Origin of the sequence: Holdemania filiformis (assembly GCF_003459085.1) — a bacterium.
Taxonomy (GTDB): Bacteria; Bacillota_I; Bacilli_A; order Erysipelotrichales; family Erysipelotrichaceae; genus Holdemania; species Holdemania filiformis.
This window is the reverse complement of record NZ_QRUP01000011.1, coordinates 36,830-63,576: the sequence shown is the minus strand read 5'-3', so window position 1 is coordinate 63,576 and position 26,747 is coordinate 36,830. Positions and strand designations below refer to the sequence as shown.

At 48.5% G+C, this 26,747-nt stretch carries 23 protein-coding genes; 17 read left to right on the top strand and 6 right to left on the bottom strand.

The window, feature by feature from the left end:
- Positions 1-10: 10 nt before the first annotated feature.
- Positions 11-829 carry an RlpA-like double-psi beta-barrel domain-containing protein gene (locus DWY25_RS09975; RefSeq protein ID WP_117895108.1) on the top strand — a complete coding sequence of 273 codons (819 nt, stop codon included), beginning with the start codon at positions 11-13 and terminating at the stop codon, positions 827-829.
- A gap of 223 nt (positions 830-1,052) precedes the next feature.
- On the opposite strand, the gene DWY25_RS09970 is transcribed toward DWY25_RS09975, so the two are convergent.
- Entirely contained in the window at positions 1,053-2,486 is a 1,434-nt protein-coding gene (locus DWY25_RS09970; RefSeq protein ID WP_117895107.1) for a sensor histidine kinase, read from the bottom strand.
- Positions 2,483-3,178 (bottom strand): response regulator transcription factor, encoded by a 696-nt coding sequence (locus DWY25_RS09965; protein ID WP_117895106.1) that lies wholly within the window; start codon positions 3,176-3,178, stop codon positions 2,483-2,485. Before DWY25_RS09965 ends, DWY25_RS09970 begins: the two co-directional genes overlap by 4 nt.
- A 169-nt stretch (positions 3,179-3,347) precedes the next feature.
- Here DWY25_RS09965 and DWY25_RS09960 point away from each other — a divergent pair, with 169 nt between their 5' ends.
- The 5 genes from DWY25_RS09960 to DWY25_RS09940 all read left to right on the top strand — a co-directional run bounded on the left by DWY25_RS09960 (position 3,348) and on the right by DWY25_RS09940 (position 10,571).
- Complete coding sequence (locus tag DWY25_RS09960; RefSeq protein ID WP_181981780.1) at positions 3,348-6,380, top strand: YfhO family protein; 3,033 nt, start codon at positions 3,348-3,350, stop codon at positions 6,378-6,380.
- Positions 6,365-7,504: a hypothetical protein gene (locus DWY25_RS09955; RefSeq protein WP_117895104.1), complete on the top strand. Its 1,140-nt coding sequence runs from the start codon at positions 6,365-6,367 to the stop codon at positions 7,502-7,504. The genes DWY25_RS09960 and DWY25_RS09955 overlap by 16 nt, the downstream gene beginning before the upstream one ends.
- Positions 7,505-8,090: 586 nt before the next feature.
- A complete protein-coding gene (locus DWY25_RS09950; RefSeq protein WP_117895103.1) occupies positions 8,091-8,489 on the top strand; it encodes a GntR family transcriptional regulator in 399 nt (132 codons plus the stop codon).
- Positions 8,486-9,343, top strand: coding sequence for an ATP-binding cassette domain-containing protein (locus tag DWY25_RS09945; RefSeq protein WP_117895102.1), 858 nt, complete (start codon positions 8,486-8,488; stop codon positions 9,341-9,343). The genes DWY25_RS09950 and DWY25_RS09945 overlap by 4 nt, the downstream gene beginning before the upstream one ends.
- Positions 9,330-10,571, top strand: a complete 1,242-nt coding sequence (locus DWY25_RS09940; protein WP_117895101.1) for a hypothetical protein — start codon at positions 9,330-9,332, stop codon at positions 10,569-10,571. Before DWY25_RS09945 ends, DWY25_RS09940 begins: the two co-directional genes overlap by 14 nt.
- Positions 10,572-10,728: 157 nt before the next feature.
- On the opposite strand, the gene DWY25_RS09935 is transcribed toward DWY25_RS09940, so the two are convergent.
- Positions 10,729-11,652: an AraC family transcriptional regulator gene (locus DWY25_RS09935; protein ID WP_117895100.1), complete on the bottom strand. Its 924-nt coding sequence runs from the start codon at positions 11,650-11,652 to the stop codon at positions 10,729-10,731.
- A gap of 250 nt (positions 11,653-11,902) precedes the next feature.
- Between DWY25_RS09935 and DWY25_RS09930 the strand changes: the two genes are divergently transcribed.
- Positions 11,903-13,780 (top strand): AAA family ATPase, encoded by a 1,878-nt coding sequence (locus tag DWY25_RS09930; protein ID WP_117895099.1) that lies wholly within the window; start codon positions 11,903-11,905, stop codon positions 13,778-13,780.
- Positions 13,781-13,857: 77 nt separating this feature from the next.
- Here the strand turns inward: DWY25_RS09930 and DWY25_RS09925 are convergent, their stop codons facing one another.
- The 3 genes from DWY25_RS09925 to DWY25_RS09915 form a co-directional block, all read right to left on the bottom strand.
- Positions 13,858-15,513: an ABC transporter permease gene (locus tag DWY25_RS09925; RefSeq protein WP_117895098.1), complete on the bottom strand. Its 1,656-nt coding sequence runs from the start codon at positions 15,511-15,513 to the stop codon at positions 13,858-13,860.
- Positions 15,513-16,586 (bottom strand): ABC transporter ATP-binding protein, encoded by a 1,074-nt coding sequence (locus DWY25_RS09920; RefSeq protein ID WP_117895097.1) that lies wholly within the window; start codon positions 16,584-16,586, stop codon positions 15,513-15,515. The genes DWY25_RS09925 and DWY25_RS09920 overlap by 1 nt, the downstream gene beginning before the upstream one ends.
- Positions 16,587-16,693: 107 nt before the next feature.
- Positions 16,694-17,740: an extracellular solute-binding protein gene (locus tag DWY25_RS09915; RefSeq protein WP_117895096.1), complete on the bottom strand. Its 1,047-nt coding sequence runs from the start codon at positions 17,738-17,740 to the stop codon at positions 16,694-16,696.
- A 606-nt stretch (positions 17,741-18,346) separates the two neighbouring features.
- Here DWY25_RS09915 and rnmV point away from each other — a divergent pair.
- The 10 genes from rnmV (at position 18,347) to DWY25_RS09865 (ending at position 26,689) form a co-directional block, all read left to right on the top strand.
- Positions 18,347-18,895: a ribonuclease M5 gene (gene rnmV / locus DWY25_RS09910; RefSeq protein WP_117895095.1), complete on the top strand. Its 549-nt coding sequence runs from the start codon at positions 18,347-18,349 to the stop codon at positions 18,893-18,895.
- Positions 18,888-19,763, top strand: coding sequence for a 16S rRNA (adenine(1518)-N(6)/adenine(1519)-N(6))-dimethyltransferase RsmA (gene rsmA, locus DWY25_RS09905; RefSeq protein ID WP_117895094.1), 876 nt, complete (start codon positions 18,888-18,890; stop codon positions 19,761-19,763). Before rnmV ends, rsmA begins: the two co-directional genes overlap by 8 nt.
- Entirely contained in the window at positions 19,735-20,610 is an 876-nt protein-coding gene (gene ispE / locus DWY25_RS09900; RefSeq protein ID WP_117895093.1) for a 4-(cytidine 5'-diphospho)-2-C-methyl-D-erythritol kinase, read from the top strand. Before rsmA ends, ispE begins: the two co-directional genes overlap by 29 nt.
- Positions 20,611-20,923: 313 nt before the next feature.
- Positions 20,924-22,291, top strand: coding sequence for a bifunctional UDP-N-acetylglucosamine diphosphorylase/glucosamine-1-phosphate N-acetyltransferase GlmU (gene glmU, locus DWY25_RS09895; RefSeq protein ID WP_006058060.1), 1,368 nt, complete (start codon positions 20,924-20,926; stop codon positions 22,289-22,291).
- An 11-nt stretch (positions 22,292-22,302) separates the two neighbouring features.
- Positions 22,303-23,259, top strand: coding sequence for a ribose-phosphate diphosphokinase (locus DWY25_RS09890; RefSeq protein ID WP_006058059.1), 957 nt, complete (start codon positions 22,303-22,305; stop codon positions 23,257-23,259).
- Positions 23,260-23,457: 198 nt separating this feature from the next.
- Positions 23,458-24,081 (top strand): DUF4230 domain-containing protein, encoded by a 624-nt coding sequence (locus DWY25_RS09885; RefSeq protein WP_117895092.1) that lies wholly within the window; start codon positions 23,458-23,460, stop codon positions 24,079-24,081.
- Between the two features lie 119 nt (positions 24,082-24,200).
- On the top strand, positions 24,201-24,395 hold the full coding sequence (locus DWY25_RS09880; protein WP_006058056.1) for a hypothetical protein: 195 nt from the start codon (positions 24,201-24,203) through the stop codon (positions 24,393-24,395).
- A complete protein-coding gene (locus DWY25_RS09875; RefSeq protein ID WP_181981779.1) occupies positions 24,379-25,899 on the top strand; it encodes a BglG family transcription antiterminator in 1,521 nt (506 codons plus the stop codon). The genes DWY25_RS09880 and DWY25_RS09875 overlap by 17 nt, the downstream gene beginning before the upstream one ends.
- Positions 25,900-25,913: 14 nt before the next feature.
- Positions 25,914-26,375, top strand: a complete 462-nt coding sequence (locus tag DWY25_RS09870) for a PTS sugar transporter subunit IIA (RefSeq protein ID WP_117895090.1) — start codon at positions 25,914-25,916, stop codon at positions 26,373-26,375.
- Positions 26,372-26,689, top strand: a complete 318-nt coding sequence (locus tag DWY25_RS09865; RefSeq protein WP_117895089.1) for a PTS fructose transporter subunit IIB — start codon at positions 26,372-26,374, stop codon at positions 26,687-26,689. The genes DWY25_RS09870 and DWY25_RS09865 overlap by 4 nt, the downstream gene beginning before the upstream one ends.
- The last annotated feature ends 58 nt before the right edge of the window (positions 26,690-26,747 follow it).

Sequence of the window (26,747 nt, the reverse complement as noted above, 5' to 3'; positions counted from 1 at the left end):
GGAAAATAAAATGAAAAAAGCAGTGCTTTTTGGAATTTTAGTATGCTTAGGTCTGGGCATGACCGCATTGATCATGATCCCGGAAGAAGTCAAGACACCACTGATCCTGCAGACCTTTAGTTATTCGCGAGCCGCGAGCGAAGAACCGCTTCCGTACCGGACGGCGCAGGAGACGATCACGACGTTTCTGGAAGCGCAGGATACCGTATTTGTCCATCCCGAGGAAATCTCAGAAAATGGCGTTTCCTGGATGATTTCCAAAACGGACGATGGAAGTCCGAAGGTTCAGAACGATACCTATGAAATGACCTACGACCAGGAGGGCAACTTGTTGTCGCGTGTCCTGGTGCCTTATTCCACAGAAGTCATCGAAGCTCAGCCGATTGTCATGAGCTACGGCTCTGAGGTGAAGGAGGAAGCGTACTTCTATTCCAGCCGCGTGACTTCCTATGGGGCGGATTGCGTCGGGTGCGGCGGGGGAACGCCGGCCGGCATCGCAATCAGCACCACCGGGGTGCGTCAGTCTGACGGCACCTGGAAAGACGGGATTACTTACGACGGTTATTATTTGATTGCCGCGTCTTCAACGCTGCCGTTATGCACGCTGGTGGAAATCAGCGACCATAAATTCAATGGTCAGGGACTGACGCCGGGCGAACCTTTTCTGGCCGTGGTAGCCGACCGGGGCGGCGCGGTGCAGGGGTCGACGATCGATCTGTTCACCGGTTCGGAATATTATCCGAGCGTGCGCAACGGGAAACGGTCCAATGTCAAAGTTTCGATTGTGGACTTCGGACGCAAACGGACCAACGGCTGCCGCTTCAACTGAGATCATTAAGACGGAACGGAAGCGCAGCGTCAACAAAGTAAATCAAGCATAAGAGAACGAGGGCATTCTGCGGGGCAGGATGTCTTTTTATGTAGTGAGTCACTTCTTCTTAAAATTGAATTCCAGGGAACCACGCTGATTCTCTTTGAAAGGAAATGGCTTTTACTTTTTGTGCGAAGAAAAAAGGCTGAATCCAAGTCCAGCCTGATAACGAATATTACATCTATGTTTTTTGCGGACTTGAACACTGCGCTTGCTTCAGCGTTAATGTAAATATTGCCCCGCCTTCGGGACGATTGTCCGCTGTCAACGAACCTTGCATACGCTCTGACGCGGTCTTGGCAATGGTCAGACCGATGCCAAAATTTCCGCCTTTCCCTTTGTAGCAGCGATCAAAGAGATGAGGAAGATCTTGTCCTGAAATGCCGTCTCCATCATCAAGTACCTGCAGAAGAACATTTTCGTTTTTGAGATCAATTCGCAGGATGATTTCTCGGCGGGCATATCGTAAAGCGTTGGATAATAAATTATCGACAACCTGTAAAAGAAGTTCCTTGTTTCCAAAAACAAGCAGATTCTGAGGAAACGGCAGAACCGTCAAAGTCAGATCGTGCCGGCGGGCCAGACATTGATATCGGTCGATATAACTTTGCAGACAAGGGGCCAGGGCAAGGGGTTCCTTTTTTTTCTGTGTTTGAGAGATATTTTCAATTCGCGACAGAATGAGCAGCTGATTTACAAGTTCACTCAGGCGGCTGCTTTCTTCGAGAATGGTGGAAGCGGCCGGTATCGGATCTTTGAATACTCCTTGTTCAATGCCCTGCGCATAACCGCTGATCGACATCAGCGGAGTTCTGAGGTCATGGGATACATTCTGGAAGAAATGCTGCTGCTGGAGTTCATTTTGCCGCAGCTGTTCGGACATCTGATTCATGGAAAGCCGCAGAAGCTCCAATTCTTTAATGGAAAAGGGCGAATCCAGGGTTTGAAAGTGCCCTTCGCCAATCCAGGCCGAAGTCTTAGCCAGCTGGGCTAAGGGCTGTGTAATGCCGCGGGCGCATAGATAGAAAATGAAGATCATCAACAGTCCGATAAAACTGGAAACTGCCAGGACCAGGCTGACCGCAGTGTTCACCCATTGATCGATGGATTCGGTTGAACAGTAGGTAATCAAATATTTCAGCTGTTTTCCACGGTAGGGAATGCGGTAGATTTGGATTAAATATTGACTGCCGCTGTTTGTCAGCCTGGCGGTCATCGTGGAAAATTCAGTAGTTTGTTCTTCGATATAATCCACAATCAAAGCGGCTAACGGGTCAACGCTGGCCGCCGCAGTTTCCGTGTGAGGAAAGATGACGTTCATGTCCTGTGACAAGACGAGAATCTCCGCTTTATTTTCTGTTTTCTTTGTCAATTCGCTCAGCTGTAGTAAAAAAAGACGCACGGATTCCGGAGATTGATGTTCCTGCTCGGATGAAAAGTAAGTATGCATCAAGGGCAGTACGTTTTTCTGCAGTAAAGTCAAATTCTGCTCAGCTTCTTTATAAGCAAAATCCCGGGCGAGCGTTCGAAAAATAACGCAGGTCAGCGGGATGACGAGCAAAAGGGATAAAACTGCATGCAGAAGAATATGCGTTAAGATGCTTTTTTTCTTCATGGCTCAGACTCCTGCAGACGAAATCCATAACCCCATACTGTTTCAATCTGAACCGGACTGTGCAAGTCTCTGAATTTCTTCCGCAGACGTTTAACCAAATCGTCAGCGGCCCGTGTATCCGCCTGCCAATCGACCTGCCAGAGTGCCTTCAACAGTTCTTCCCGGCTGACCGCCCGGTCTTGATGACGGATCAGATAAGCCAGAAAATCAAATTCTGTAGGGGTCAGCATCAACGGTTTCTGGTTGAGAACGGCTGAACGGTAATCCATGGAGAGCGCAAGGGGGCCGAAAACGAGCGTTCCTGATTCATAGTCCGCTGCCTGAGTGTTCACCCGCCGCAGTAAGGCCCGCACCCGCGCTACAAGTTCCAGGGGAAGAAAGGGTTTGATCAGATAGTCGTCGCATCCCAGGGTCAGTCCGGTAACCCGGTCATACGGGCTGTCTTTGGCGGAGACAATTATCATCGGCAGCTGTGGATATTGCTGACGAAGGCTGGAACACACGCTGAAACCATCCATTTTCGGCATCATGACGTCTAAAATAACAAGTTCAGGCAGACATTCTTCGCAGGCCTTAAGCAGAGTTTCGCCATCCGCAAAGGTTGAGACTGAAAAGCCTTCTTTGCTTAAGAATGCCGCAATCAAATCGCGAATGTTTTTTTCGTCATCTGCGACATAAAGGATTTGAGACATAGATCCGCCTCCTCGCTTCTTTTGTTTTATTATACCATCCGCAGCGTTCCGGGGAAATCATTGCCGCAGGATTGCCGCAATTTCACCTTTGAAAAAGAACGCGAATTTCCTTTATTCTGAAACCGAAGCTGCAATGTGGATTAAAGAAGGAAAGTCGAGGTCAAATCTGATGAAACAAATTCAAGCAAAAAGGCAGGATAAACGAAGAAAAAAATGGCGGGAATCCATGACTCTAGCCTATACCTTCTTATTCTTAGCGATTGTTATTCTGGCTTTTTGGCCGTTTTGGGGAGAAAGCCGGCAGCTGATCTGGAATGCCGACGGTCTTTCCCAGCATTATCCGGTTCTGGTTTATACCGGGGAATATTGGCGGAATCTGTTCCATCAGGGAATGCAGGGCAATTTTACGATCCCGATGATAGATTTCAACGCGGGTCTGGGGATGGATGTTTTCACGACGCTTAATTATTACGGTCTGCAGGATCCGCTGAATCTTCTTTCAGTCGCTTTTCCGGCACAGGCTGCGGAATATTTATACACGGGATTGATTCTTCTGCGCTTGTATCTCAGCGGGTTGTCGTTTTGTTATCTCTGCCGGTATTTTAGAAAATCCAGAATATCGACACTCACCGGAAGTATTGTCTATGTTTTCAGCGGAGCGCTGCTTTGTTCAGGGCTGATGCATCCATTTTTCCTGAATCCGGCAATTCAATTCCCGCTTTTGATCGTCGGCTGTGACCAGATTTTGCATAAAAAAACTTCATTTCTCTTTATTTTTACGCTCGCATATTCCGCGCTGTGCGGATTTTACTTTTTATATATGATGTCGCTGCTTACTGCTCTTTATGGTGTTCTTCGCTTTTTTGATCAGGTTCGTCAGGATCGGATAAAAGCCGGAACGTCAGGACTTTTGCGGTTCGCAGTGCATTATATAGGCGGCCTTGGCTTGGCGGCGCCGGTGCTGCTTCCCGCAATTCTGAGTTTTCTTTCCAGTTATCGTTCCGGCATCGTCTCCTGGAACACGCTGTTCTATCCAGCTTCTCAGTATCTGCGGGATGTTATGACCTTGAGCGGACCCTTGAGCGGTCAGGGCGCGCTGGGGATGGCCGCAATCTGTTTGTTTGCTTTGGCTTCACTGGCGCTGACTAAGGGCAAGCGAACGCTTAAGTTAAGTTTTATTGTGCTGCTTTTACTTTATTGGCTGGTTCCCGCGGGTTCAATGATGAATGGCTTTTCATATTCCGCTCGCCGCTGGATATTTGCGTTCGCTCTCTTGCTTGCTTATATTACTGCGGATCAGCTGCCGCGTCTGATCCGGATGTCAAACCCGACTCTGATTCTCTGCACGCTGATTCCGATTGGCTATACCTGCCTGGAGTTGTTGTGCAAAACGATGACGGGCGTAAACCTGACGTTAACAAGCGGTATGCTTTGGGCCACCTGGGCGATACTCGCAACAAATTTCTGGTTCCGGAAGCTGACGGCTAAAGCCTGGCCCCGCCCGCGGTTCGCAGCACAGGTTATCTTTGCATTTGTCGGATTCAATGTCATCGTCAATGTTGTTTCCTACTATAGCTTAAATCAGGCGGTTCATGATTATGCGCAAGTTGGCTTTGCCACAGAGAAAGTCGTGACGGGCAGCGCGGAATCCAGCTTTGTCAGTCTGACACAGACAAGCGGAGTGCGGGTGAACGGCACGAACCTGCTGCCCAACGGCGGTATGTTGGCAGGAGTTTCTACCCCGCTGTTTTATTGGAGTATTGTAGAGGAGCCTGTGACTGATTTCTATATGCAAACCGAATGTCCGGGACTATATACCGCGTTCAGGTTGATTAGCACCGGGCCGTCTTTGTTCACGAACACGTTGCTTTCCATGCAATATCAAATTGAGAAGGGAAGGTCGCAGCCAGCCTATTCAAAGACCGATGACAGTCAAGGCTTTATCGATAGTAACAAGCAGAGGCAGTCCCTGCAGGAACCCCAGTCTGATTTGAAAAAACAAGCTGCTCTTAAGCCGCAGGAGAAGTCGAAAACGCAAGGAAACTCCCAAAACCAAGACCGGCTGAAATCGCAGACCAGCCCGGGGATGCAGCCCCCTTTTCAGGCGCAATCAAGTCAGAAGGCTGAAACCGGCCCGAAAATTCAAAACGACCGGAATGACCAGTCTGATCCATCCGTTGTGTTTGGTTATGTTCCTACGGTCTGGAGTGAAAACTCAGAATATCAGATCTATGAAAATAAGTATGCGCTGCCATTAGGCTATACGTATCGTCAAAGTGTTTCTGAAACTCAGACAGAAGAACTCAATGGTTTGGAAAAACAAGTATTGATGCTGCAGTCTGTGATTTTAGCTGATTCGGAGAGCTTGGGGGAAGCTCCGATAAATGAGCAGCTTGAAGCAATAAAAAGCATGAATTATGAAATTGTTTCGACTAAAGGTGTTCAATGGAATGCAGGAAGGATCGAGGTAAAAAAGCCGGGCGGAAGCATGACCCTTTCCTTCCGCTGCCCCCCGCATGATGAAGTTTATCTGCGGATAGCGGGACTGAATATTGATCAATCCGGAAAAGAAACGTTGGATTTTACTGTTCACAGTCAACACGGGCAATCCCCGGCGAAGTGTTCCTCACCCGAATATACCTGGTATCTGGAGCGGGAAGATTATTTGTTTGATTTAGGAATAAGCCAAGGCTATGAAAGGCAATGTACGATCACGTTCAGTCAGGCGGGTGTTTATTCTTTGAAGACAATCGAGATCTACGCGGTATCACTGGAGGGTTATGCGGCTGCGGTTGAGGAATTGAGGGAAGAACCCTTGACAATCGAAGCAATGGACAACAATGAAATTACCGGAACATTGCATTTGTCGGAAGATAAATATTTATGCTTGAGTGTTCCTTACAGCCGCGGCTGGAAAGCAAAGGTGGATGGCAAAGAAACAGAGATTATCAAGGGAAATTACATGTTCATGACCATTCCGGTAGAAGCAGGGGATCATACAATTGTTTTTAGCTACTGTACGCCCGGATTGAAAGCCGGCGCGCTGCTTTCCGGTATCAGCGGAATCAGTCTGGTTGCTTATGCGGTAATGAAGAAGATTCGAAGTCGATTTCCAAGTCAGATTTCAGAGAAATCAGGTTTATCCTGGTCACTTTGGCAAAAAATGAAGCAGGAGGAAAAACGAAAATGGAAAAACTATTAGTTCTGATGTATTGTTCAAAAGAAGTGAAGAAAAATCAGGATGGTCTTAAAATACTGAAGCAGCTTTCAGGGAAGATCAAGGTTGAGATTTCTATATTGATGATCGAGGAAAGGGCGGATTCGGCGGTTCGTGATTTTATCCGGCAAGAAGCGGAAAATGATCTTTCAATTTCCTATATATTTTTCAATAATTCCTGCCGTAAGTTGGAATTGATCAAAGCTCTGGACAAGGATACCAGTGATTATATCGCGGTAGCGGATCTGGAAAAAACGACCGCGCTGGACGCTTTGGAAAATTTAATGACGCTGCTGAACGAGGGGGAAGAAGAAGGCATTGTTATCCAGGGAATGATGAAAACCCCATGGCTGAAACGAAAGCCGTTTAAAGAGAGAGAAGAGATCATTTTTTGGTCAAAAGATGAAATCGCAGACCAAGATTATGCTTTAGGCTTATTTAAATCAAGGATCCGTGATGATTTCAGGTTGAATTTTCAATTCATACTGAATGAGATTTTCCATCCAGCTTCTTATCGAATTTTACGGATTCATCAGGATCTTTATCCATCATCCGAATGGGCGGATAAGACAAAGTGTAAGTTATGGAAAGTCCGTCTGAAAAATTGGACGTTAATCTTTCTGTTGTTGAGTCTGTTTTTTGTCCTGGGCAGCTGCTTCGGTTTTATGACGGCCTTTATAGAAGAAAAAGGAATGATGAATCCAAGTTCGATGAAGTCTGTGGAAAAACTTATTTTCGGCTGTGTTGTTATCCTGATCAGCCAAATGCTAACCTTAGGTTTTGGCATCAAGCAGGGCCTTCAAATGACGAAGGAATACCGGGAGTTAGATGAGAAAACGGATGAAATTCATTTTGGATTAAATCCTGAAAAATATGCAGTGACGGCAGATTTGCTTGAATTTACAGCGAAGAAGTTAAATACGTTTATATCAGAGCTCAGGTATTGTCCGGATTATCGGGAAGTGGCGCTCAGCTATCTCGGAGCATTCTCTGAAAAGCAACAATATTCATTGCCTGAGTGGTCGGAGACATTATCATATATCACCTCCGATATCGTGGAATTCAACGATTATCAAGAACTGGAGATCTATTTGAACCTGGGGCGCTAAACGATTAAAATGAGGATGATAATTTCCACAAACTATTCACTTATCAAAGGGAGAACATTGAGGTGAATTACATCTTAAAATTTTTAATGGGAAACGGAAGGCCGTAAAGATATCCGGAGAACATCGAGGTGAATTACATCTTAGAATTTTTTCTTGCGCATATCCAAGCGATTATAGGTTTTCGTTGTTAGTGTCTTTTACTCTTTTCAAACTAAAAAAGCTTTCGAAATAAGAGAATTAGAAACGTAATTAAAGGCTTTTATATATGATGTTTTATGTTGGTGTTTTGATTTGAAAAAGGATATGAACAAAAAGATAAATTGGATTTAAATATTCGTATGTCCTTCTCTCTTCCTACCCTAGGAATAAGAATTTAACTATAATATATTTCAGAAATTGGCATGGAATTTCATGGATTATAAATTAGCATAAAGTCATGATGATGCTGCAAATTCTTATACATAATGATTTAATGCTGCTTGTTTCTTTCTCGTGTAAGTGATTATTGAATGAGCATAGATAATATTCTGTTGTATCTATTGTAAATCAACTGTGTCTATTCTATAATAACAGTGGAGGGAGACCTATGCGCATACTTCTGGGTTCCAATTCAAATGATCCGAATTATCTGCAGATCGAAAACGCGATTCGATCGGCAATCTGTCAGGGACAGCTGCGGCCGCAGGAACAGCTGCCTTCAATCCGCCAGCTGGCGAAACAGCTGCAGGTGGCGATCATCACCGTGAAACGGGCGTATGATGATCTGGAACAAGCGGGCATGATCGAAACCCGTCAGGGCATAGGCTGCTTTGTTTGTTCATTGGATGTTCAAACAGTGCAGGAACAGGCGGGAGCGCAGCTGATTGAAGAATTCCAGGCGACGCTGGATAAGGGATTGAAGCTGGGACTCACGCTGCCGCAGATCCAGACCTTGTTTGATCAGGCACAAAAAACTGTAATTCAGGAAAAGAGGGAGAAGTCATGATTGAAAACGCAATTTCCGCAGAGAATCTGCGGGTGCATTATCCGAACTTTGATCTTTTCATCGATCATTTTGATTTGCCGTGTGGTTATGTTATGGGTTTGATCGGCCGCAATGGAGCTGGCAAAACGACGCTGATTGAAGCGTTGCTGGACAGTACGCCCGCGCGTGCTCAGCATTGCAAATTACTGGGGATGCGGATGGATCAGAATGAAAGGCAGATTAAAAATCAGCTGGGCGTGGTCAGCGACCGGTTTGTATTTCCGGATTCCTACCATGCGATGAAGCTGATGCGCCGGATTGGACCGTTTTATGATCAGTTTGACGAAGTTCTGTATCATACGCTGCTCAACCGGTTCCGCTTGCCGTTGGGCAAACCGTTCGGCGAATTCTCAGCGGGGATGAAAGTTAAGCTTTCGATCATCTTCGCTTTATCGCATCATCCCAAGCTGATGATTCTGGATGAGCCGACGGCGAATCTTGATCCGGTGTCCCGGCGGGAAGTGCTGGATCTGTTATATGAGTTCATGCAGCAGGAGGATCATTCGTTATTATTTTCCACGCACAATACGGCGGATCTGGATAAAATCGCGGATTATGTGACCTGTCTGGAAAACGGCCATGTGAAGTTCTCCGCTTCCAAGGAAATTTTGATGGAGAACTGGCAGCATTTCCGCTGTGAAGGAAAAATACCGAAGGAAATGAAAGATTTTGTGCTGAAACCGAAACCGACGGAGACCGGCTGGGAAGGTATGTGCACCCATGCGGCGCAGCTGCGGCATCTTCCGGTAGTCTTTACCCCCGCGACGCTGGAAGAAATCATGTTGGCGCAGGATCTGACGTATGAAGAACTCTGATCGGCTGCGGCTGGCCTGGGGGTATTGGTTTCAGTGCAACGGCGGTCTTTTGGGAGTGGTCGTCCTTTCCCTGGTTCTGACTTCGGGGAGTGTAGCGGTTGCCTTGTTTCCGTTGTTGTCCGGCGCGCTTGTTTTTACGAATAAAATGCTGGACTGGCGCGATGGCGAGGAGGGAACCAGCGGAAGGATGCTGGAGACGCTGCCGCTTTCCAACCGGGATCGCAAGATTATTCTGCTTTTTACAGTAACGATGACCTGGATCGGCTTAGTCGGTGGCTGCGGTCTGGTGATGAATGTGCGCCGTCCGGGCTTGACCGGGGTCTTGGCGTGGACCGCTGTTGTTTTCTGGGCGATGTATGGCTGGATTATCCTGCGCTGGGAAAAAGAAAAACAAGCGCTCAGCACCTGGAAAACCGCGATGATTTACAATGCGCTTATTTTAGTCGTTGTCATCGGCGCGCTGGAATTTAGTGATAAAGCGTTGTCTTCCTCGTTAATCTTGGCCGCGGCGTTCGTGCTGGTGATGTCGATCGGATTAACCCGTATCGAACTGATTGGAAAAGAGAAGCAGGATTCTTTAGATAAGCTGGAATTCCCGAGAATTTCTGAGCAGCTGCGCGGAATTCTGGATTTGGCGGAAATCAGGCTGCATGGCAAAAATCAACGCCGGCGCACCCGGGATCAGGGTCTTCAACTCCTGGTGGCCTTGGTCTTCCTGGTCTTTCTGCACGGAAGTTATGTTTATCTGGTGTTCTTTGTCGGCGATTTTGCGGCCAGCTGGCAGCTGACGAAAAAGTTTCAAAGCGGAGGTTACGCATTGAACCTGTTTCCGGCCGCGCGGAAAAAACGGCTGGCAGGTCAGCTGATCGCACAGGGCTTTGTGCTGGGCAGTCTGTGGATTATGGATCTGATCATCCTGGGAATGCAGCTGTTCATTCCCTTCGGCAGCCTGGCTCTGCCGCTGACCTGGAAGGCCGTCGGGATTTCACTCTGCGCCACGCTGGTGTTTGTCGCATATAGTTTGACGTTTGGGTCCGGATATGACGCGGATAAAGGATCATCCTGGTTTTTCTTCGGCTTCTTCGCCGTCAATCTGGGCGCGGCCGGGGCGTCGGCACAGGCCTTGCCGTTTTTACAGTCAGGAGCGTTTTGGATCGGCTTGTCGCTTGCCAGTTTGATTCTGATCGGAAGATGGCTTGAAATTCAGGCTAAACGGGGAGCGCTTTAGCCTGAATGAAATACTCAATGAAGAAGTTGTCCGGGATTTAGACAGTCGGCGGAGAACTTCTTTTTTTCTGATCTTGGAAAAGCTGGAAGCATGAAGATCAGGAACTAAAAAAACAAGGTCATGCGGTCTGCGGCCTTGTTTCTGATTTTCAATTTGATCAGTTCATGGTTGGTTCTTTCAACTTAACCCAAAGCTCCATCGAAATGTCCTCCGTTTCAGCCAAATTGTATTTCTCAGCGGAGAACGGTTCAATTTCCAGAGACCGGGAAGGAAGCCAGGTATTCAAAAGATAGCTCGCCGCTTTATCCAAGCCCTCGCAAACCAAGGTTTCAAAATTCTCAGCTTCGATGCGGCATACAATATAATTTCCAGGCGGCAATGATTGGATTACATAAGGTTCTGAGATCTCTTGCGGCATTGGGTACAATGCTCCGGTGAAATAATGAAAAGTACCTTTTACCGGATCGGCGCCATACGACATGCCCATTTCAAAATCAGGATTAATCACGGTTTTCAGTTTTGATTTTTCTTGATGAAAACGGGTCCAGCATTGACCGGGAATATCGATGCCCGTACTTTCTCCCATCGGAATCTGCTTCGCAGTATCAACAAGCGTTGAGAATCCAAGATAAGTTTCTTCCGTTTCCAACGTTTCTCTTCTGATTTCCAGAAGTAGGTCATCGATTAAGATAGGAATATTTTCATCGAGGTCTTTGTAAGTCAGGGCAATGTCGGGCTTGATCATCGTGTTTAACCGAGGCCGCTTTTTACGATATTCTTCGGGCGTGATGCTGTAAGTTTCTTTAAATACCCGGGTGAAATTCGCAGGGCTTGAAAAATGGTAGTCATAAGCAATTTCTGTAATAGTGCGATCCTCTTGATTCAGTTCCTCGATGACTCTGGATAACCGGCGCAGTTTGATGTACTCCTGAACTGATTTATGAACAAGACGTTTAAATAGTTTTTGAAAATAGAAAGGGGATAAGGAAACTTGTTCTGCCAGCCATTCCGTTTTGATTCCGCGAGGAAGTTCTTGTTCGATCCGGTCAAGAGCTTCCTGAATTGCTTCCCATGTATACATTGTGAATTCCTCCTTCGATTGATCTAATGATAACAAAGAATTCTCGATTTGACTTTTCAGCACGTGGCTTTTTGAAATTAGTTTAGTTGTTGATTCGGATGGAAATCGGATCTTGGGGAATAATAGATTCAAAAAGAACAAATTAAAAGAACAATATCAAAGATAATATGATATTGTTCTTGATCAATTGGTACTGAAAGATAAAATCATGTATAATGAGGCTAATAGAAGGCAAGGGGGGATTTGTCACATGAAAACCATGAGCGTTAAAGAGGCGTCGCAGAAGTGGGGAATTACTGAACGAAGAGTTTCCACCTTATGCAATAAGGGAAGAATTCCGGGCACAGTTAAATCTGGGAAAATCTGGAGAATTCCCTGCGATGCTGAAAAGCCGGCAGACTTAAGAGTAAAAAACGGGACTTATCAAAAGGGGAAGAAGATGAAAAATCTGCCGATGCCGGTAGGGATCTCCGATTACCGGCTTGCTTCCACACAATATTATTATGTGGATAAAACCTTAATGATAAAGGATTTTCTGGACGAACGGCCGATGGTCTCCTTATTTACACGTCCGCGGCGTTTTGGCAAAACCCTGAATATGGACATGCTTCGTACCTTCTTTGAAAAAACGGAAGAAGACACGTCGATTTATTTCAAAGATAAGAAAATCTGGGCTTGCGGTCAGGCGTATCGTGAAGCTCAGGGGAAATATCCAGTCATCTTTGTGACGTTTAAAGATATTAAACGGAATACATGGGAAGAAACCTATCAGCATATCAGTAAAATCATTATTAAAGAATTTGAACGTCATTCTGAGTTGTTAACCAGCAGTCAATGCAGTGAATATGAAAAAGCATACTATCGAAAAGTTGTCGAAGACCGTGCGGACAAAACGGATATGATGACAGCGTTTGGAAATCTGTCTCAAATGCTGGATGAACATTATGGAATTCCGCCCATCATCATCATCGACGAATATGATACGCCAATCCAACAGGGCTACATGCGTGGTTTCTACGATGAAGTTATTTTATTTATGCGCAATTTATTTTCCGGAGGTCTGAAAGATAATAAACATCTCTCTTATGGTTTTTTGACTGGTATTCTGCGGGGAGCTAAAGAAAGCATCTTCAGCGGTTTAAACAATCTGAAAATTAATTCCATACTGGATACGAAATACAGCGAATATTTCGGTTTTACGCCGGATGAAGTCCGGGCCATGGCAGAGAGCGAAGGTATGTCGGACCGGGTTGATGAAATTTGCGCCTGGTATGACGGATATCGGTTTGGGAATACTGATATTTTTAATCCCTGGTCAGTCATTAACTATTTCAGCAATGATTGTCAGCCGCGGGCGTTCTGGCAGGCGACCGGAAGCAACGACATTATTGGCGAGGTGTTAAGTCTGGCGGAGGATGAGCTTATGGATCAGCTTAAGAGTTTACTGCAGGGACAATCGTTATTAACCTATATTGATACGAACGTTATTTATCCTCAGATTAAAGATAATCCTTCGTCTGTTTTTAGTTTTCTGTTAGTCGCCGGTTATTTGAAGGTGGTAAAAACTGATTTTTCATTCAGCGGTGACTTTATGTGTGAAGTCGCCTTGCCAAACCGGGAAATCACAATTGTTTATAACAAGGAAATCCTGCAGAAAATGACGACGCTGATTCCTCAATCTACCGCAATTTCCATTCAGGAAGCACTCTATACGAAAGATGCGCAGCAGCTGCAGACGCAGATGTCAAAGCTGTTGATGCAATCGGCCAGTTATTATGACACTGTCGGTGAAAGTTTTTACCATGGTCTTGTTCTGGGCTTGTGTGCGATGATGGATCATCGTTACGATATTACCTCGAACCGTGAATCAGGAGAAGGCCGTTACGATATCCAGCTGATGCCGAAAATGAAGCAGGATCCTGGTATTTTGATCGAATTCAAAGCGGCAAACAAAGCTTCCGAACAAGAACTTCATACTTTAGCCGAAGCCGCGCTGGAACAGATTGAAGAACGACGATATGATACGGAAATGATCACACGGGGCGTGATTTCCATATTTAAATATGGCGTCGCCTTCAGTGGGAAGCATGCGGTCGTGAAAATGAAACAGACCTCGGGAAAGAAGTAAAACCGTTCACTATTTTTGAGAATGAAAAAATGCGCAGGACTTGCGCATTTTTACGTGAAGAGAACAGAATTTGGAAATTAGAGCGTGAATTCGTAATTCCCCTTGGATACCTTAAACAGGATGCCGAGCACGACCACCGCGGACATCAACAAAATCGTGGACATCGCGGAAGCAACGCCGAAGTTGCCCTTGCAGATCTCAGTGTAGATCTTGATCGACATCGTGACGGTCCGGAAGTTATAAATCATCAAGGACGCCGAGAGCTCCGTAATACTTGAGATAAAGCTTAACAGCGCGCCAGGCAGAACCCCGGAGAACAACATCGGGAACGTGACCCGGACAAAGGTACGGAAAGGATTGGCGCCCAGCGACTGCGCCGCTTCTTCAACAGAAACGGAGATATTATGCAGAACGCCGGTCGTCGATCGGATGGTATAAGGTAATCTTCGGATAACCCAGACGGCAATGACCAGGGCGGCGGTTCCGTTCAGATAGAACGGCGCGCCGTTGAAAGCCAGAACCATTGCGATACCTAAGACTGTACCCGGAACAACCAGCGGGAAGACGGTTAATGTATCCGCCGTCTTCGTCAGCGCCGAGCTGTGGCGGACGTTGGCATACGAGATAATGACGGCGATAATGACGATAATGACGATCGCCACTAAACCGTAAGCATAGGTTCTCTGGATCGATGAACCGAGGCGCTGGAAGGCGATCCGGTAGGAATCCAGGGAATAACCCGGCAGGAACAGGAAGCCGGATACCTTCTGGAACGAGTTGTACGCAACGATGAAAATCGGCAGCACCGCTAACAACGTCATCAGATAAATATAGAAGTGCGCGGCAACCGCAACCAGACCCTTCGGTTTTTTCTGCTCAATCGGATGCAGGGAATTCATTTCTACGACACGCCGGGAAGCGATCCAGCGCTGAATTACGAACAACAGCGTCGTGAAAATCAAGGTGATCGAAGCCATTGCCGCCGCCATTGTGGCATCACGGGAAACTTCGCCTAAGAACGCCGTGTAGATCAACGTCCCCATAACGTTGTAGCCTTCGCCGATCAACGCCGCCGTGCCATAGTCCGCAAAGCAGTGCATAAAGGTTAACAACGCCGTGGACAAAACGGTTGGAAGAATCAGCGGGATGATGATTTTAATGATTCGCCGTAAACCGAAACATCCCAGATTCTCGGCCGCTTCATTCAACGTCGAATCGACATTTTTTAATGCTCCGGAAATATACATATACATCGTCATCGTTGAATGACAGACAAACGTGAAGACGATGCCCCAGAAACCATAGATGCCCGGCAGTGTCACGCCGAATAAGTTGTTGAAGAATTTCGTCGCCCAGCCGACCCGGCCGAACAGTAAAATCCAGCTGTAACCACCTAAGAACGGCGGTGTGATCGTGGAGACTAATAATAAGATATCAACGAGCTTCTTCCCTTTGATCTTATAATAACGCATGATCATGGCAAAGGCCGTTCCCGTGCAGATCGCGATGATCGTCGTCACGGTCGAAACTTTAAAGCTGTTGATGACCGCCTGCATGTAATACTTGGTGGCGAAGAACCGCTTGAACGGCTCCAGGTTAAAACCGCTGCCTGTCCAGATGGATCCGAAGATCAGCCTGAACAACGGAAAGAGGAAGAAGAAGGCGAAGATGCTGAAGGAGGTTAATGTCAGAACGTTCCAGGCGAAATGATCGCGGGTAAATTTCATTCTCATCAGCCAACGTCCCCCATGATCGAAAGATTATGGCCTTCCGCTTCAAATACGTTGACGACGTTAACCGGAATATCCAGATGTACAACTTCCCCGATTTCCTTCATGTGTTCGTTGACATCGCGCGTGACGACCAGCTCGCCGATTTTCGTGTTCAGAGTATAGGTTGTGATTGTGCCGAAGAAAATCCGGTCGACGACCGTGCCCTCAATTCCTTGATCCGCGAAGGTGAAGTCGTTCGGCCGGACGACAAGCTTGCCTTTATGGACATGGTTCTGATTGGCGATGCGGTCGAAATGATAATGAACGTTAGTCCCGCAGATAGCGACATCCTGATTGTCGATGTCGACGTCGAGAATGTTCGTCTGTCCCATAAATGTGGCGACAAACAGATTCTTCGGTTTGCGGTAAATTTTAACCGGTTCGTCGATCTGTTGGATTTCCCCTTTATACATGACGGCGATCCGGTCGGAAATCGCCAGCGCTTCTTCCTGATCGTGCGTGACATAAATCGTTGTGATGCCGGCCTGCTGCTGAATATGCCGGATGATGCTGCGCATCTCCACGCGGAGCTTGGCGTCCAGATTGGACAGCGGTTCGTCGAACAACAGGACGTCGGGATTGATGACCATCGCGCGTGCTAAAGCGATGCGCTGCTGCTGCCCGCCGGACATATTGGAAGGCATCCGCTCGGCCAGCTCCCGGATCTGCACCTTATCCAGCACTTCGTTGACACGGTTGGACAGCTCCGGCTCCCGAACCTTCCGTTCCTTTAAACCGAACGCAATATTCTCGCGGGTGCTCATGTGCGGGAAGACGGCGTAGTTCTGGAACACCATACCGATGTTGCGTTTATGCGGCGGCAGGTTGTTGATCACACGATCATCGAATTTAATCTCGCCGCCCTCAATCGTATTAAATCCGGCGATCATGCGCAGCAGCGTTGTTTTTCCGCAGCCGGAAGGCCCGAGCAATGTGAAGAATTCCCCGGGTTTGACTTGAGCCGATAAATTTTCGATTACTACATTCTTTCCGTATGCCTTCTTGGCATGCTCAATATTGATCGTAATACTCATAACTTATTTCTCCTTATCCAAGCAAAAAACTGGAATAATTCATCGGACGCATTTCATCCCGGAGGACGCATCCGGTATGACCTTATTCCAGTTTTTTCATTTGCAGTTTAGTTATTGCCGAAATTCATTTTTTCCAGCAGCGCCTGATATTTGGCTACGATTTCTTCTTTATGCTTCGCCGTCCAGTCTGAGTTGCAGTCCAGAATCTTTGCATCAGCGAGGCCGATATCGTTGTATTCAGGAATTTCGATATCCGTTCTTAACGTCATCTGACCTGGAACGGTAACGGCGATTTCCTGCCATTCTTTCGAAGTGACATAATCGACGAAGGCTTTTGCGTTGTCCAGATGCTTGCAGTTCTTTAAGATGCCCGGACCGCCGGTCTTTGTGACGACGCCTTCTTTCATGCAGACCGCTTTGACATTGGTCGCGCCGTCGTTAATAATCGTCAGCGCGCCGACGTCATAGGTTAAACCGACCCAATATTCACCGCTGGCAACCCCTTTATATACGGCGGAAGAAGAATCGATAATCTTGCCGTCCAGATTTTCCAGGAATTTTTCTACGAATTCCCAGCCCTGTTCAGTATCGACGCCCTGATTTTCCGGATCGGAGCCCATCGCTAACAACATATTTTCCAGATGATAGTAAGAGGAATTGGATTTGATTGCGTTGCCCATCGCGATGTGTCCTTTTAATGCCGGATTTAACAGGTCTTCATAGCCGGTGATTTCAATCGGACATAATTCGGTATTATAAATTAAAACGGAAGTGTTGCCATTATTGCATTGAGATAAATAAGAAGGATCGGTAACCGCTGGATCATATTCATCAAAATGAGCGTTTTTGTAAGGGATAAACAGATCTTCATCGGAATGAATTTCCGCCCATCCGCCGCAGTTCATGACGTCTGCCTGCGGATCATCCCGTTCCGCCTGGGCTTTCGCGAAGCCTTCCGCAGAAGCAAAGGAAACGAACTGAACGTCGATGCCTGTTGCTTCTTCAAACGCAGGTTCCAGTAAGTCCAGAATAGCCTGATTTGATCCTGTATACACGACGACGATGTTTTCATCCTTGCCGCCGTTCTTGTTGCCGCAGCTGGTCAGACCGATTAAAACAAACGCGGCGAGTAAAACAGTGAATAATTTTTTCATATTTCCTCCTGAATTTAAAAGATAATCTGATCCTGTCCGCCGGAGTTTCCCAAGCGAAGGATTTCATGAACACTCTGTCAAACAGGATTGAAGTCCGTCTTGCCGACGGAAGACAGTTTGTTTTTTGAAGGATAGGCGTGTGTTTTCCCTGAATCCTGCCACCAGTCCAAACAAAAAAGTCCCTTTTAAGGCAAAGCCAGCGGCGCCGATCTTCTTCTTGACATAGGGCATCCTCCCATTTCTATAAGTCATTCACTCTGATTTCAGTATAATGTAAACGCTTACTTTTTACAATACAATTTCCTGTCTTAATTCCCGAAATAAGATAAAAAATTCTTACATTTTCAATGGAATAGGAATTATTTAGCCGGCGTTTCCGGAATGGTTCCTAAAGAATAAGGGAGATTGTGTGCGGATAAAACTTCTCGGTAAAACTCGGAGAAAGTTGCCGGCGTTATTTCTGAATTGCTAATGGGGTTTGGAGATAATCCTTTTTTAAGTCGGGGAAGAACATGGGAAAATAGGGTCATTCCTGGTTTATTTTCGTTTCCTGTTTGGTGGTTATTGCAGACTATGATAAAATAAAGATCGGAATGAGGAACAAACATGAAGATCAAGGAAATCATCGTTGTTGAAGGAAAAAAAGATACGGCGAATTTAAAACGCTGGCTGGATGTGGACACGCTGGAAACCAGCGGCACCGGTCTGACGGAAGCCACGCTGGATCAGGTCCGCCAGTGGGCAAAGACCCGCGGCGTGATTATCTTTACCGATCCGGATACTCCGGGCGATCAGATCCGCCAGCGAATCAACAGCGCGGTGCCGGGCTGCAAGAATGCGTTTCTGCCCTCAGGCAAAGCATGGGAAATTGTGCGCGGCAAGCGGAAGGTCGGTGTGGAACATGCCGGAAAACAGGAAATTCTGGCAGCCTTGGAGCATTGCCTGACTTATGAATCGGCCGGGGAAAATACGCTGAGCTGGTCAGAGTTTGTGGAACTGGGCTTAACCGGCCTGCCGGACAGCGCTCAGCGGCGCAAGGAAGTCGGAAACCGATGGCATGTCGGCGAAGCCAATGCCAAGACGCTGTGGAAGCGTCTGAATCTGCTGAAAGTCACAAAAGCGATGCTGGAAGAAGGGAGGGACGCCGATGAATAAGCCGATCGCCACCATGGCGAGAACGAATGAAATCTTAGCGAAATATGATCTGTACGCAAAAAAGAATTTTGGTCAGAACTTTATTATCGAGCCGGGAATCGTGGAAAAGATCGCGCGGCTGTCCCATGCGGATGAGCACAGCGCTGTGATCGAGATCGGCCCGGGCATCGGCGCTCTGACGGAACAGCTGGCGAGAGTGGCCGGTCAGGTGCTGGCATTTGAGATCGACGACCGCCTGATCGAGGTGCTGGCCGATACGCTTTCCGATTATCCGCATGTCGAGGTCGTTCATCAGGACTTTCTGGAAGCGGACCTGAACGCGACGGTGGAGAAGCTGAAAACACAGTGGAATCAGGTTCTGGTCTGCGCGAATCTGCCGTATTATATTACGACTCCGATCTTATTTAAAATCTTTGAAAGCAAGGCGGATATTCCGGTGATTACCGTCATGATGCAGAAGGAAGTCGCCGACCGCTTTACCGCCGCGGTTTCGACAAAGGACTACAATGCGCTGAGCGTGATCGTGCAGTATCAATACCAGGTTCAGACGGTAATGAAAATCCCCAAGACGATTTTCAATCCCCGCCCGGCCGTGGACTCGGCCGTCGTGCAGTTTACCCGCAGGCAGCCTGTGCGCACCGCCCGGGATGAAGCGCAGTTCTTCGCGCTGGTCAAAGGATGCTTCAAACAGCGCCGCAAGACGCTCTACAACAACTTCCGCGAATATCTGCAGGACAAGGATGAAGCTACCCGGCTGTTGAGCGAAGCCGGACTGGAACCTTCGCTGCGGGCGGAAACGATGACGCTGGATCAGTTTCTTGATCTGTATGAGGTGACGTATGAAACAAAGAGCTTACGCGAAAATTAACCTGTGTCTGGATGTCGTATACCGGCGTGAGGATGGGTATCATGAACTGGAAATGATCATGGCGCCGGTGAATCTCTACGATACGCTGAACTTTGAATTCAGCGACGAGCTGCGCCTGCACAGCAATGTGCCGTATCTTCCGTTAGACCGGCGGAATACGATTGTGAAGGCAATTGAGCTGCTTCGCGAGGAGTATGGTTTCAAGGAGAACTTTGAGATTACCTTGCAGAAGCACATTCCGACGCAGGCCGGAATGGCCGGGGGCAGCACCGACGGGGCGGCGGCGATCCGGGCGCTGAACAAGATGCTGCGGCTGGGAATGGATAATGAGAAGATGGTCGAAATTGCCAAGAAGGTCGGAGCGGACGTACCGTTCTGCCTGCGCAGCCGGCCGGCGTTTGTGACCGGCATCGGCGAGAATCTGGAACATTTCCGCGTGCATACGCCGTTTTATCTGTTGTTAGTGAAGCCGTACAAGGGAGTATCCACAAAGGTGGCGTTTGAAACGCTGGATTTCAGCTGCGCTGAACATCCTGACTGCCGCAAGATGCGCCAGGCTTTGATCGCCAACGATTATGAGGGCGTGCTTCAGTCGCTGGGCAACACGCTGGAACAGAGCGCGTTTAAGCTGGTGCCGCAGATTGCGACGATCAAGCGGGATCTGCTGGGGCTGGGCTTCGACGGGGCGTTGATGTCGGGCAGCGGATCCACGGTGTTCGCGCTGACACGCGATCCGGAGCTATTGGAAAAAGGCGCGGCGGTGATGCGAAAAAAAGCGGCGTTTATCCGTAAGACGGAGCTGCGGCCGCAGGAGGAACCCGGCTGGATGAATCGTTCGCACCAATAAATAGGGACACTGAACTTTGAATGCAGGACTCTGCGGAAGCCTGCATTTTTCTTTGATCCAGCCTTTCCGCAGATTCTTTTTGCCTTTTAGTTAAATTCCAGTCGTGATTGCCTGAACGATTTTCAGGTTCTGTTTTCAGGGAAGAAGCGCTTTGAAATTGAATGAAAGCCCCTACATTTGAAAAGCGAGGCACGAAATTCCGAAACCCGCTGTAAATAACTGTAAAAAAAAGGAAATCCCAGGAAAAAACATCACTTTAGGCTTTTTTTAAAGGGCGAGTTTGAGTAAAATAGACTATGGAGGACGATGGATAATGAAATCTGCAATTATTATGGCGGCGGGCAAGGGTACACGCATGCACTCTGAGCTGCCGAAGGTGATGCACCCGGTCTGCCAGAAACCAATGCTGGGGCATATCCTTGACAACCTGAAAAAAATTCAGGTTGACAAGATTGTAACCGTTGTTGGTTTTGGCCACGAACAGGTGGAAGCCGCGATGCGCGGACAGTGTGAGTTTGTGCTTCAATCCCCGCAGCTGGGTACCGGTCATGCGGTGATGCAGGCCGCGCCGGTTCTGAGTCAGGCAGAAGGAAAAACCTTAGTCGTCAATGGGGACTGTCCCTGCATTCAAAGCGCAACCTATCAGGGAATGCTGGACGCCCTGGATCAGTGCGGTATGGTCGTGTTAACGGCAGTGCTGGACGATCCGAAACAGTACGGCCGGATTATCCGCAACGCTGAAGGCATGATTGAGAAGATCGTGGAATTCAAGGACTGCACGGAAGAACAGCGGAAAATCACGGAAATCAACACCGGCATCTATTGTTTTGACAATCAGGCTTTATTCAAGCATCTTGAGGAAATCCGCAATGACAACGCGCAGCAGGAGTATTACATTACGGATTTAGTCGAGATCTTCAATCGCCATGGGTTAGGCGTGAAGGCCAAGATTGTCGAGGACAGCTTTGAAGCCAGCGGCGTCAACGACAAAAAAGAACTGGCGCAGGCAACCCGCTGGATGCAGAAGCGGATCAACGAACATTGGATGGAGGAAGGCGTCACGCTGATCAATCCGGACAGCACGTATATCGGACCGGACGTCGTCTTGGGCAAAGACGTCACATTGTATCCGAACGTCTATCTGGAGGGCAACACGGTGATCAACGACGGGACGACAATCCTTCCGCAGTCGTTTCTGGTTAACGCCGTGATCGGAAAGAACTGCACGGTCGACAGCTCGCGCATCACCGACAGCATCGTACATGACGAGGTCAAAATCGGTCCTTATGCCCATCTGCGGATGAACTGTGAGATTGACAGTAAGAACCGGATCGGCAACTTCGTCGAGTTTAAGAACACCAAGTTCGGCTTCGACAGCCGCTGCGCGCATCTGACCTATCTGGGCGACAGCGAGATCGGATCGAAAGTCAACATTGGCTGCGGCGTCATCACCGTCAACTACGACGGGAAAAACAAGTTCCACACAGTTGTCAAGGACGGAGCCTTTATCGGCAGCAACGTCAATTTGATCGCGCCGGTCACGGTCGGGGAAAACGCCGTCGTCGCCGCGGGATCGACCGCGACTCAGGATGTGCCGGACGGGGATATGGCCATCGGTCGCGTACGCCAGGAAAACAAGCCGGGTTATGGTCTTATCTACAAAAACAAAGAGAAAAAATAAAAGGAGAAAACATGATCGAGAATGCAATTGTCTTCGCACTGTCCAGCAGTGTTGAACTGGCTCAGGAAATCGTAGAATACCTGGGCTTACCAATGGGAAAGATTTCTGTTAAGCATTTTGCCGATGGAGAAATTATGGTGGAGCCGGAGGAAACAGTTCGCGGCCGTTCCGTTTATATCGTCCAGTCGACATGTTCGCCGGTTTCCGACCGTCTGATGGAAGTGCTGATCGCGATCGACGCCTGCAAGCGCGCCAGCTCGGGTGAAATCACAGTCATCATGCCGTATTACGGTTATGCGCGTCAGGACCGCAAAGCGCGTGCGCGCCAGCCGATTACCGCGAAGCTGGTTGCGGATCTGCTTCAGACCGCTGGGGCAAATCGTGTCGTGACGATCGATCTGCATGCGACTCAGATTCAGGGCTTTTTCAATATTCCAATTGACGACCTGAGCGCCGTTTCGATGATCGGCCAGTATTTCCGTTCCAAGAATCTGGAAAATGTCGTCGTCGTTTCGCCGGACCATGGCGGAACTACCCGGGCGCGCCGTCTGGCCGACTGCCTGAACGCGCCAATGGCGATTATTGACAAGCGTCGTCCGAAACCGAATGTCGCGGAAGCGATGAACGTGATCGGCGAGGTTGAAGGCAAGACCGCGATCATCGTCGACGATATGGCGGATACCTGCGGCACGCTGATTGCCGGCGTCAACATCCTGAAGGAAAAAGGCGCGAAGGAAATTTACTTCGCCTGCACGCACGGCCTGTTAAGCGGACCGGCGATCGAACGGATTCAGAATTCCTACATTAAGGAAATGGTCATCACCAACACGATTCCGTTAAGCGAAGAAAAGAAGAACGGCACGGATAAGATCACGCTGTTGTCTGTCGGCTACATGCTGGCGAAGACGATCGAAGCGATCCAGCTGAAGAATCCGGTCAGCGCTGTTTACGATCTGTTCAACGACTAAACTGATTGATTAAAAACGGGAATTTCCGAAAACGACGCGCCCTTGTGCAAAGCGGGGCTGCGGGCGTAGGAAATGCCCGTTTTTTCTTGCGGCAAACACAAAAGCGTCAGCGGGAGGAAAGCGGACGTGGTATAATGGAAGTGACAGAAACCGACAGAGTTCGACAAATTTTGTCGATTCCGGGCTGGAGGCAGGATCATGAGTAAAAAACAAAATCAATCGATCATCCGCAAGATGATCAGTATCACCATCGTCGCTTTGATTCTGGGGGCGGTTTGTTTCTTAGGCGGCGTCCTGCTGGCGCAGCGGAGTCATTCCGGCAAGACGTCGGTGACCAGCGACACCTTGTTTCAACAGCTGCGTTCCGTCAGTCAGCTGACGACCGTGGAATATCATTACACCAATATGGGCAAATTTGAGAAAAACGCCGATCTCAACGGCTGGACAATTCCGCTGACCAAAGCCAGCTTCATTTTGGCGTATGACGGGAAGATCACGGCCGGCGTCCGGCTGGACGACGTTCAGATCGACGTTCAGGACAAGACGATCACGATCACGCTGCCGCCGGCGGAGATTTTAAGCCACGAGGTCGATGAAGCGAGCATCGAGGTCTACGATGAATCCAATAATCTCTTTAATCCGATCAGTATTTCCGACTATGCCGCGTTCTCCAAGCAACAGAAAACAGTCATGGAGGGGAAGGTCGTCGACGGCGGACTGCTTGAGGAAGCACGTAAGAAAGCAGGCGAAGTGATCAGTCAGCTGCTGGAAACCGCCAACCCGGAATATACGATCCAGGTTCAGGAAGCGAAGGAAGCGTAATTCAGATTCAGGATCATCGGCGAAGGCAGACGCCGAATTATTAAGGCAATGCGGGATTTTCTCTTAATAGGGGGAAATCCTTTTTTTTATACTTTGGGCGATGAATCAGGGGATGAACGATGCAATTTAGCACGCAAAGAAATGGAAAAAATTACCGCTTTCTTCCTGGTTTCAAGGGCGTCATGATGAAAGCAGAAGTCGAAGAAGCACTAAAATTGTCCGGGAAACCGCGACATGTTTTGGTATGGTTTCTTCTTGAAACTTTGATTATGATGAAACCGAAGAAAGGAAATGCCTATGGAAGATCTCAATGAACGGCAACTTCAGATTTTGAGATTGTTAGCGGCGAACACGGAGCCGCTGCGGGGACCGGAGTTGGCCCGGCAGTTTGGCTGTTCGGTCAAAACGATTCAGCGCGATTTTAAACGGATTGAAATCCTGGGCTTGTCACTGGGCTACACCCTTACCCGCAGCATCCAGGGCATTGCATTGGACTGCGGCAATGCGGACCGCAGCCGGTTAAACCGCTGGATTTACGGCGGAGAGCGGCTGAGCGCGGGGGATTCCGTGGAAGACCGGCGGCATCGGATTTATCTGGACTTACTGCTGAACGCACCCCAGCCAACGACTATCCGCAGCCTTTCCGAAAAGTATTACGTGGGAAGCAGCTCGATTGTCAACGATCTGGCCGCGGTGGAACAGCGGATTCGTGAAGCGGGTCTGACCTTAAATCGAACCCGCGAAGGCACGTATATCACCGGACGGGAATTGACGATCCGCAATGAAGTCGCCGGGGTGCTGAACAAAATTCACCATTTCGATCCGTTGCCGCGCAATGAACTTCCGACACGGCTGAACGAGGAAAACCGGATGGTGCTGGCCGGCATCTACGGCATACAGTCTTTGCGTCAGGTTGAACAATGCGTCGGTGAGATTGAGGAGGCGATCGGCGTCGTTCTCGGCGATATTTACTACATCAACATCGTTACGCACATCCTGATCGCGATGGAGCGGATGCGCAGCCGGCGTTACATCAATCCCGGCGGTGTTATGGATCCCAAGCTGATCAATCCGCTGATTTACAAGAAGATCGCGGCGTGCGTCCAGACCTTTTCTCAAGCTGTGCAGATTACATTTCCACCGAACGAACTGTTGTATATTTACACACACTTTATGGGGTGCGGCGTAGGTGAGTTGCCAAAGCGGGAAGTGATCGGCCAGACGCTGCAAAGCACGCAGCCGGAAGTGCTCGCGTTCTGCGAGGAACTGATCCAGCAGATGGAGGCGGAAACGCAAGTCCGCTTCACCGAGGACGCCAACTTATTTTACAGCCTGCTTCTGCATATCAATTCGATGATCACGCGGATTCAGTATAACGTCCGGATCGTCTGCCTGTTAAAGGAGAAGACGATCGCGGAATTTCCGCAAATGTACGCCCAGGTGAAAACCGCAGTGCTGGAACTCAAGAAAAAATATTATCCGAAGCATTTTATTTCCGAGGATGAGCTGTGTTATCTCTGCCTGTATTTCCAGTTGGCACTGGAGCCGAAGACTCCGCGGCGGCGGGTGCTGTTGGTTTGTTCGACCGGGATCGGAACGTCGCATCTGCTGAAAAAACGGGTAGCGACCGTTTTCCCTGAATTGGAGATTGCCGATGTCATCTCCTTACGGCAGCTCAAGAACCGGGATGTATCAGATCTGGATTTGATCTTAACGACCGTTGGCCTCGATTTTGAAATTTCCTGTCCGAGCGTGACGGTTTCCGTGCTGCTGGATCCCAAGGACATTGAGGAAGTCCGGCGTGCGCTGGAGGAATAAAGAAAGGGACTCTTATGTTGGATATCAGAGAAGTATTATTGGAAGAAAACGTCAATCTGGACTTAAATGCCGGAACCAAGGAAGAAGTATTCACGCAGATGACGCGCATGCTTTATGAAAACGGAGTGATCCGGGAAGAACAGCCGTTTATCGACGAGCTGGTTCACCGCGAAGCGGAAGGCGTTACGGGAATCGGCGATGGGATTGCGATTCCCCACGGCCGTTCCGCGGTCGTGAACCGCAGCGTCATTGCGATTGGACGCACCCGCACCGACGTCAGCTGGGAAACGTTTGACGACAAACCGGTCCGCTGCATTATTATGTTTGCGATTCGCGACGTAGATATGTCGCAGCATATTATGCTTCTGTCCCATGTCGCCCAGCTGTTATTGGATAAGGACGTGATTGACACACTCCATCACGCCCGGACGGTTGAGGAAATCGTCAATATTTTAAGAAAGGAGGAATCGGAATGAAGATCGTCGGAATTACTGCCTGTCCAACAGGGATCGCACACACCTACATCACGAAGAAGAAAATCATCGAAGCGGCCAAAGCCTGCGGCTATCCCTGCCGGATTGAAACCCAGGGGTCGATCGGCGCTGAGGATGAACTGACAGCTCAGGAAATTGCGGATGCCGACGTTGTGCTGTTAGCGGTCGACGTCAAGATCACGGGGGAAGAACGCTTCAAAGGCAAACCGGTCGTACGCTGCCGGACGGAAGATGTCATGCGCAACACGGAAGGCTTCCTGAAGAAGATTGAAGCGACGTTGAAGAGTCACCGCTGAAGAGAGCGTCTGTCGGAAAAGCTCACTGTGAAAGGTTTGACGAAGAAAGCGTATTTGA

Excerpts from the sequence above, each read along its gene's own strand:
- DWY25_RS09875 (WP_181981779.1), top strand. The coding sequence starts at position 24,379 with ATGGAAGATCTCAATGAACGGCAACTTCAGATTTTGAGATTGTTAGCG.
- DWY25_RS09880 (WP_006058056.1), top strand. The coding sequence starts at position 24,201 with ATGCAATTTAGCACGCAAAGAAATGGAAAAAATTACCGCTTTCTTCCT.
- DWY25_RS09865 (WP_117895089.1), top strand. The coding sequence starts at position 26,372 with ATGAAGATCGTCGGAATTACTGCCTGTCCAACAGGGATCGCACACACC.
- rnmV (WP_117895095.1), top strand. The coding sequence starts at position 18,347 with ATGAAGATCAAGGAAATCATCGTTGTTGAAGGAAAAAAAGATACGGCG.
- DWY25_RS09885 (WP_117895092.1), top strand. The coding sequence starts at position 23,458 with ATGAGTAAAAAACAAAATCAATCGATCATCCGCAAGATGATCAGTATC.
- DWY25_RS09870 (WP_117895090.1), top strand. The coding sequence starts at position 25,914 with ATGTTGGATATCAGAGAAGTATTATTGGAAGAAAACGTCAATCTGGAC.
- DWY25_RS09945 (WP_117895102.1), top strand. The coding sequence starts at position 8,486 with ATGATTGAAAACGCAATTTCCGCAGAGAATCTGCGGGTGCATTATCCG.
- rsmA (WP_117895094.1), top strand. The coding sequence starts at position 18,888 with ATGAATAAGCCGATCGCCACCATGGCGAGAACGAATGAAATCTTAGCG.
- DWY25_RS09940 (WP_117895101.1), top strand. The coding sequence starts at position 9,330 with ATGAAGAACTCTGATCGGCTGCGGCTGGCCTGGGGGTATTGGTTTCAG.
- ispE (WP_117895093.1), top strand. The coding sequence starts at position 19,735 with ATGAAACAAAGAGCTTACGCGAAAATTAACCTGTGTCTGGATGTCGTA.
- DWY25_RS09970 (WP_117895107.1), bottom strand. The coding sequence starts at position 2,486 with ATGAAGAAAAAAAGCATCTTAACGCATATTCTTCTGCATGCAGTTTTA.
- DWY25_RS09890 (WP_006058059.1), top strand. The coding sequence starts at position 22,303 with ATGATCGAGAATGCAATTGTCTTCGCACTGTCCAGCAGTGTTGAACTG.
- DWY25_RS09950 (WP_117895103.1), top strand. The coding sequence starts at position 8,091 with ATGCGCATACTTCTGGGTTCCAATTCAAATGATCCGAATTATCTGCAG.
- DWY25_RS09975 (WP_117895108.1), top strand. The coding sequence starts at position 11 with ATGAAAAAAGCAGTGCTTTTTGGAATTTTAGTATGCTTAGGTCTGGGC.
- DWY25_RS09965 (WP_117895106.1), bottom strand. The coding sequence starts at position 3,178 with ATGTCTCAAATCCTTTATGTCGCAGATGACGAAAAAAACATTCGCGAT.
- DWY25_RS09935 (WP_117895100.1), bottom strand. The coding sequence starts at position 11,652 with ATGTATACATGGGAAGCAATTCAGGAAGCTCTTGACCGGATCGAACAA.
- glmU (WP_006058060.1), top strand. The coding sequence starts at position 20,924 with ATGAAATCTGCAATTATTATGGCGGCGGGCAAGGGTACACGCATGCAC.
- DWY25_RS09920 (WP_117895097.1), bottom strand. The coding sequence starts at position 16,586 with ATGAGTATTACGATCAATATTGAGCATGCCAAGAAGGCATACGGAAAG.
- DWY25_RS09915 (WP_117895096.1), bottom strand. The coding sequence starts at position 17,740 with ATGAAAAAATTATTCACTGTTTTACTCGCCGCGTTTGTTTTAATCGGT.
- DWY25_RS09955 (WP_117895104.1), top strand. The coding sequence starts at position 6,365 with ATGGAAAAACTATTAGTTCTGATGTATTGTTCAAAAGAAGTGAAGAAA.
- DWY25_RS09960 (WP_181981780.1), top strand. The coding sequence starts at position 3,348 with ATGAAACAAATTCAAGCAAAAAGGCAGGATAAACGAAGAAAAAAATGG.
- DWY25_RS09925 (WP_117895098.1), bottom strand. The coding sequence starts at position 15,513 with ATGAGAATGAAATTTACCCGCGATCATTTCGCCTGGAACGTTCTGACA.
- DWY25_RS09930 (WP_117895099.1), top strand. The coding sequence starts at position 11,903 with ATGAAAACCATGAGCGTTAAAGAGGCGTCGCAGAAGTGGGGAATTACT.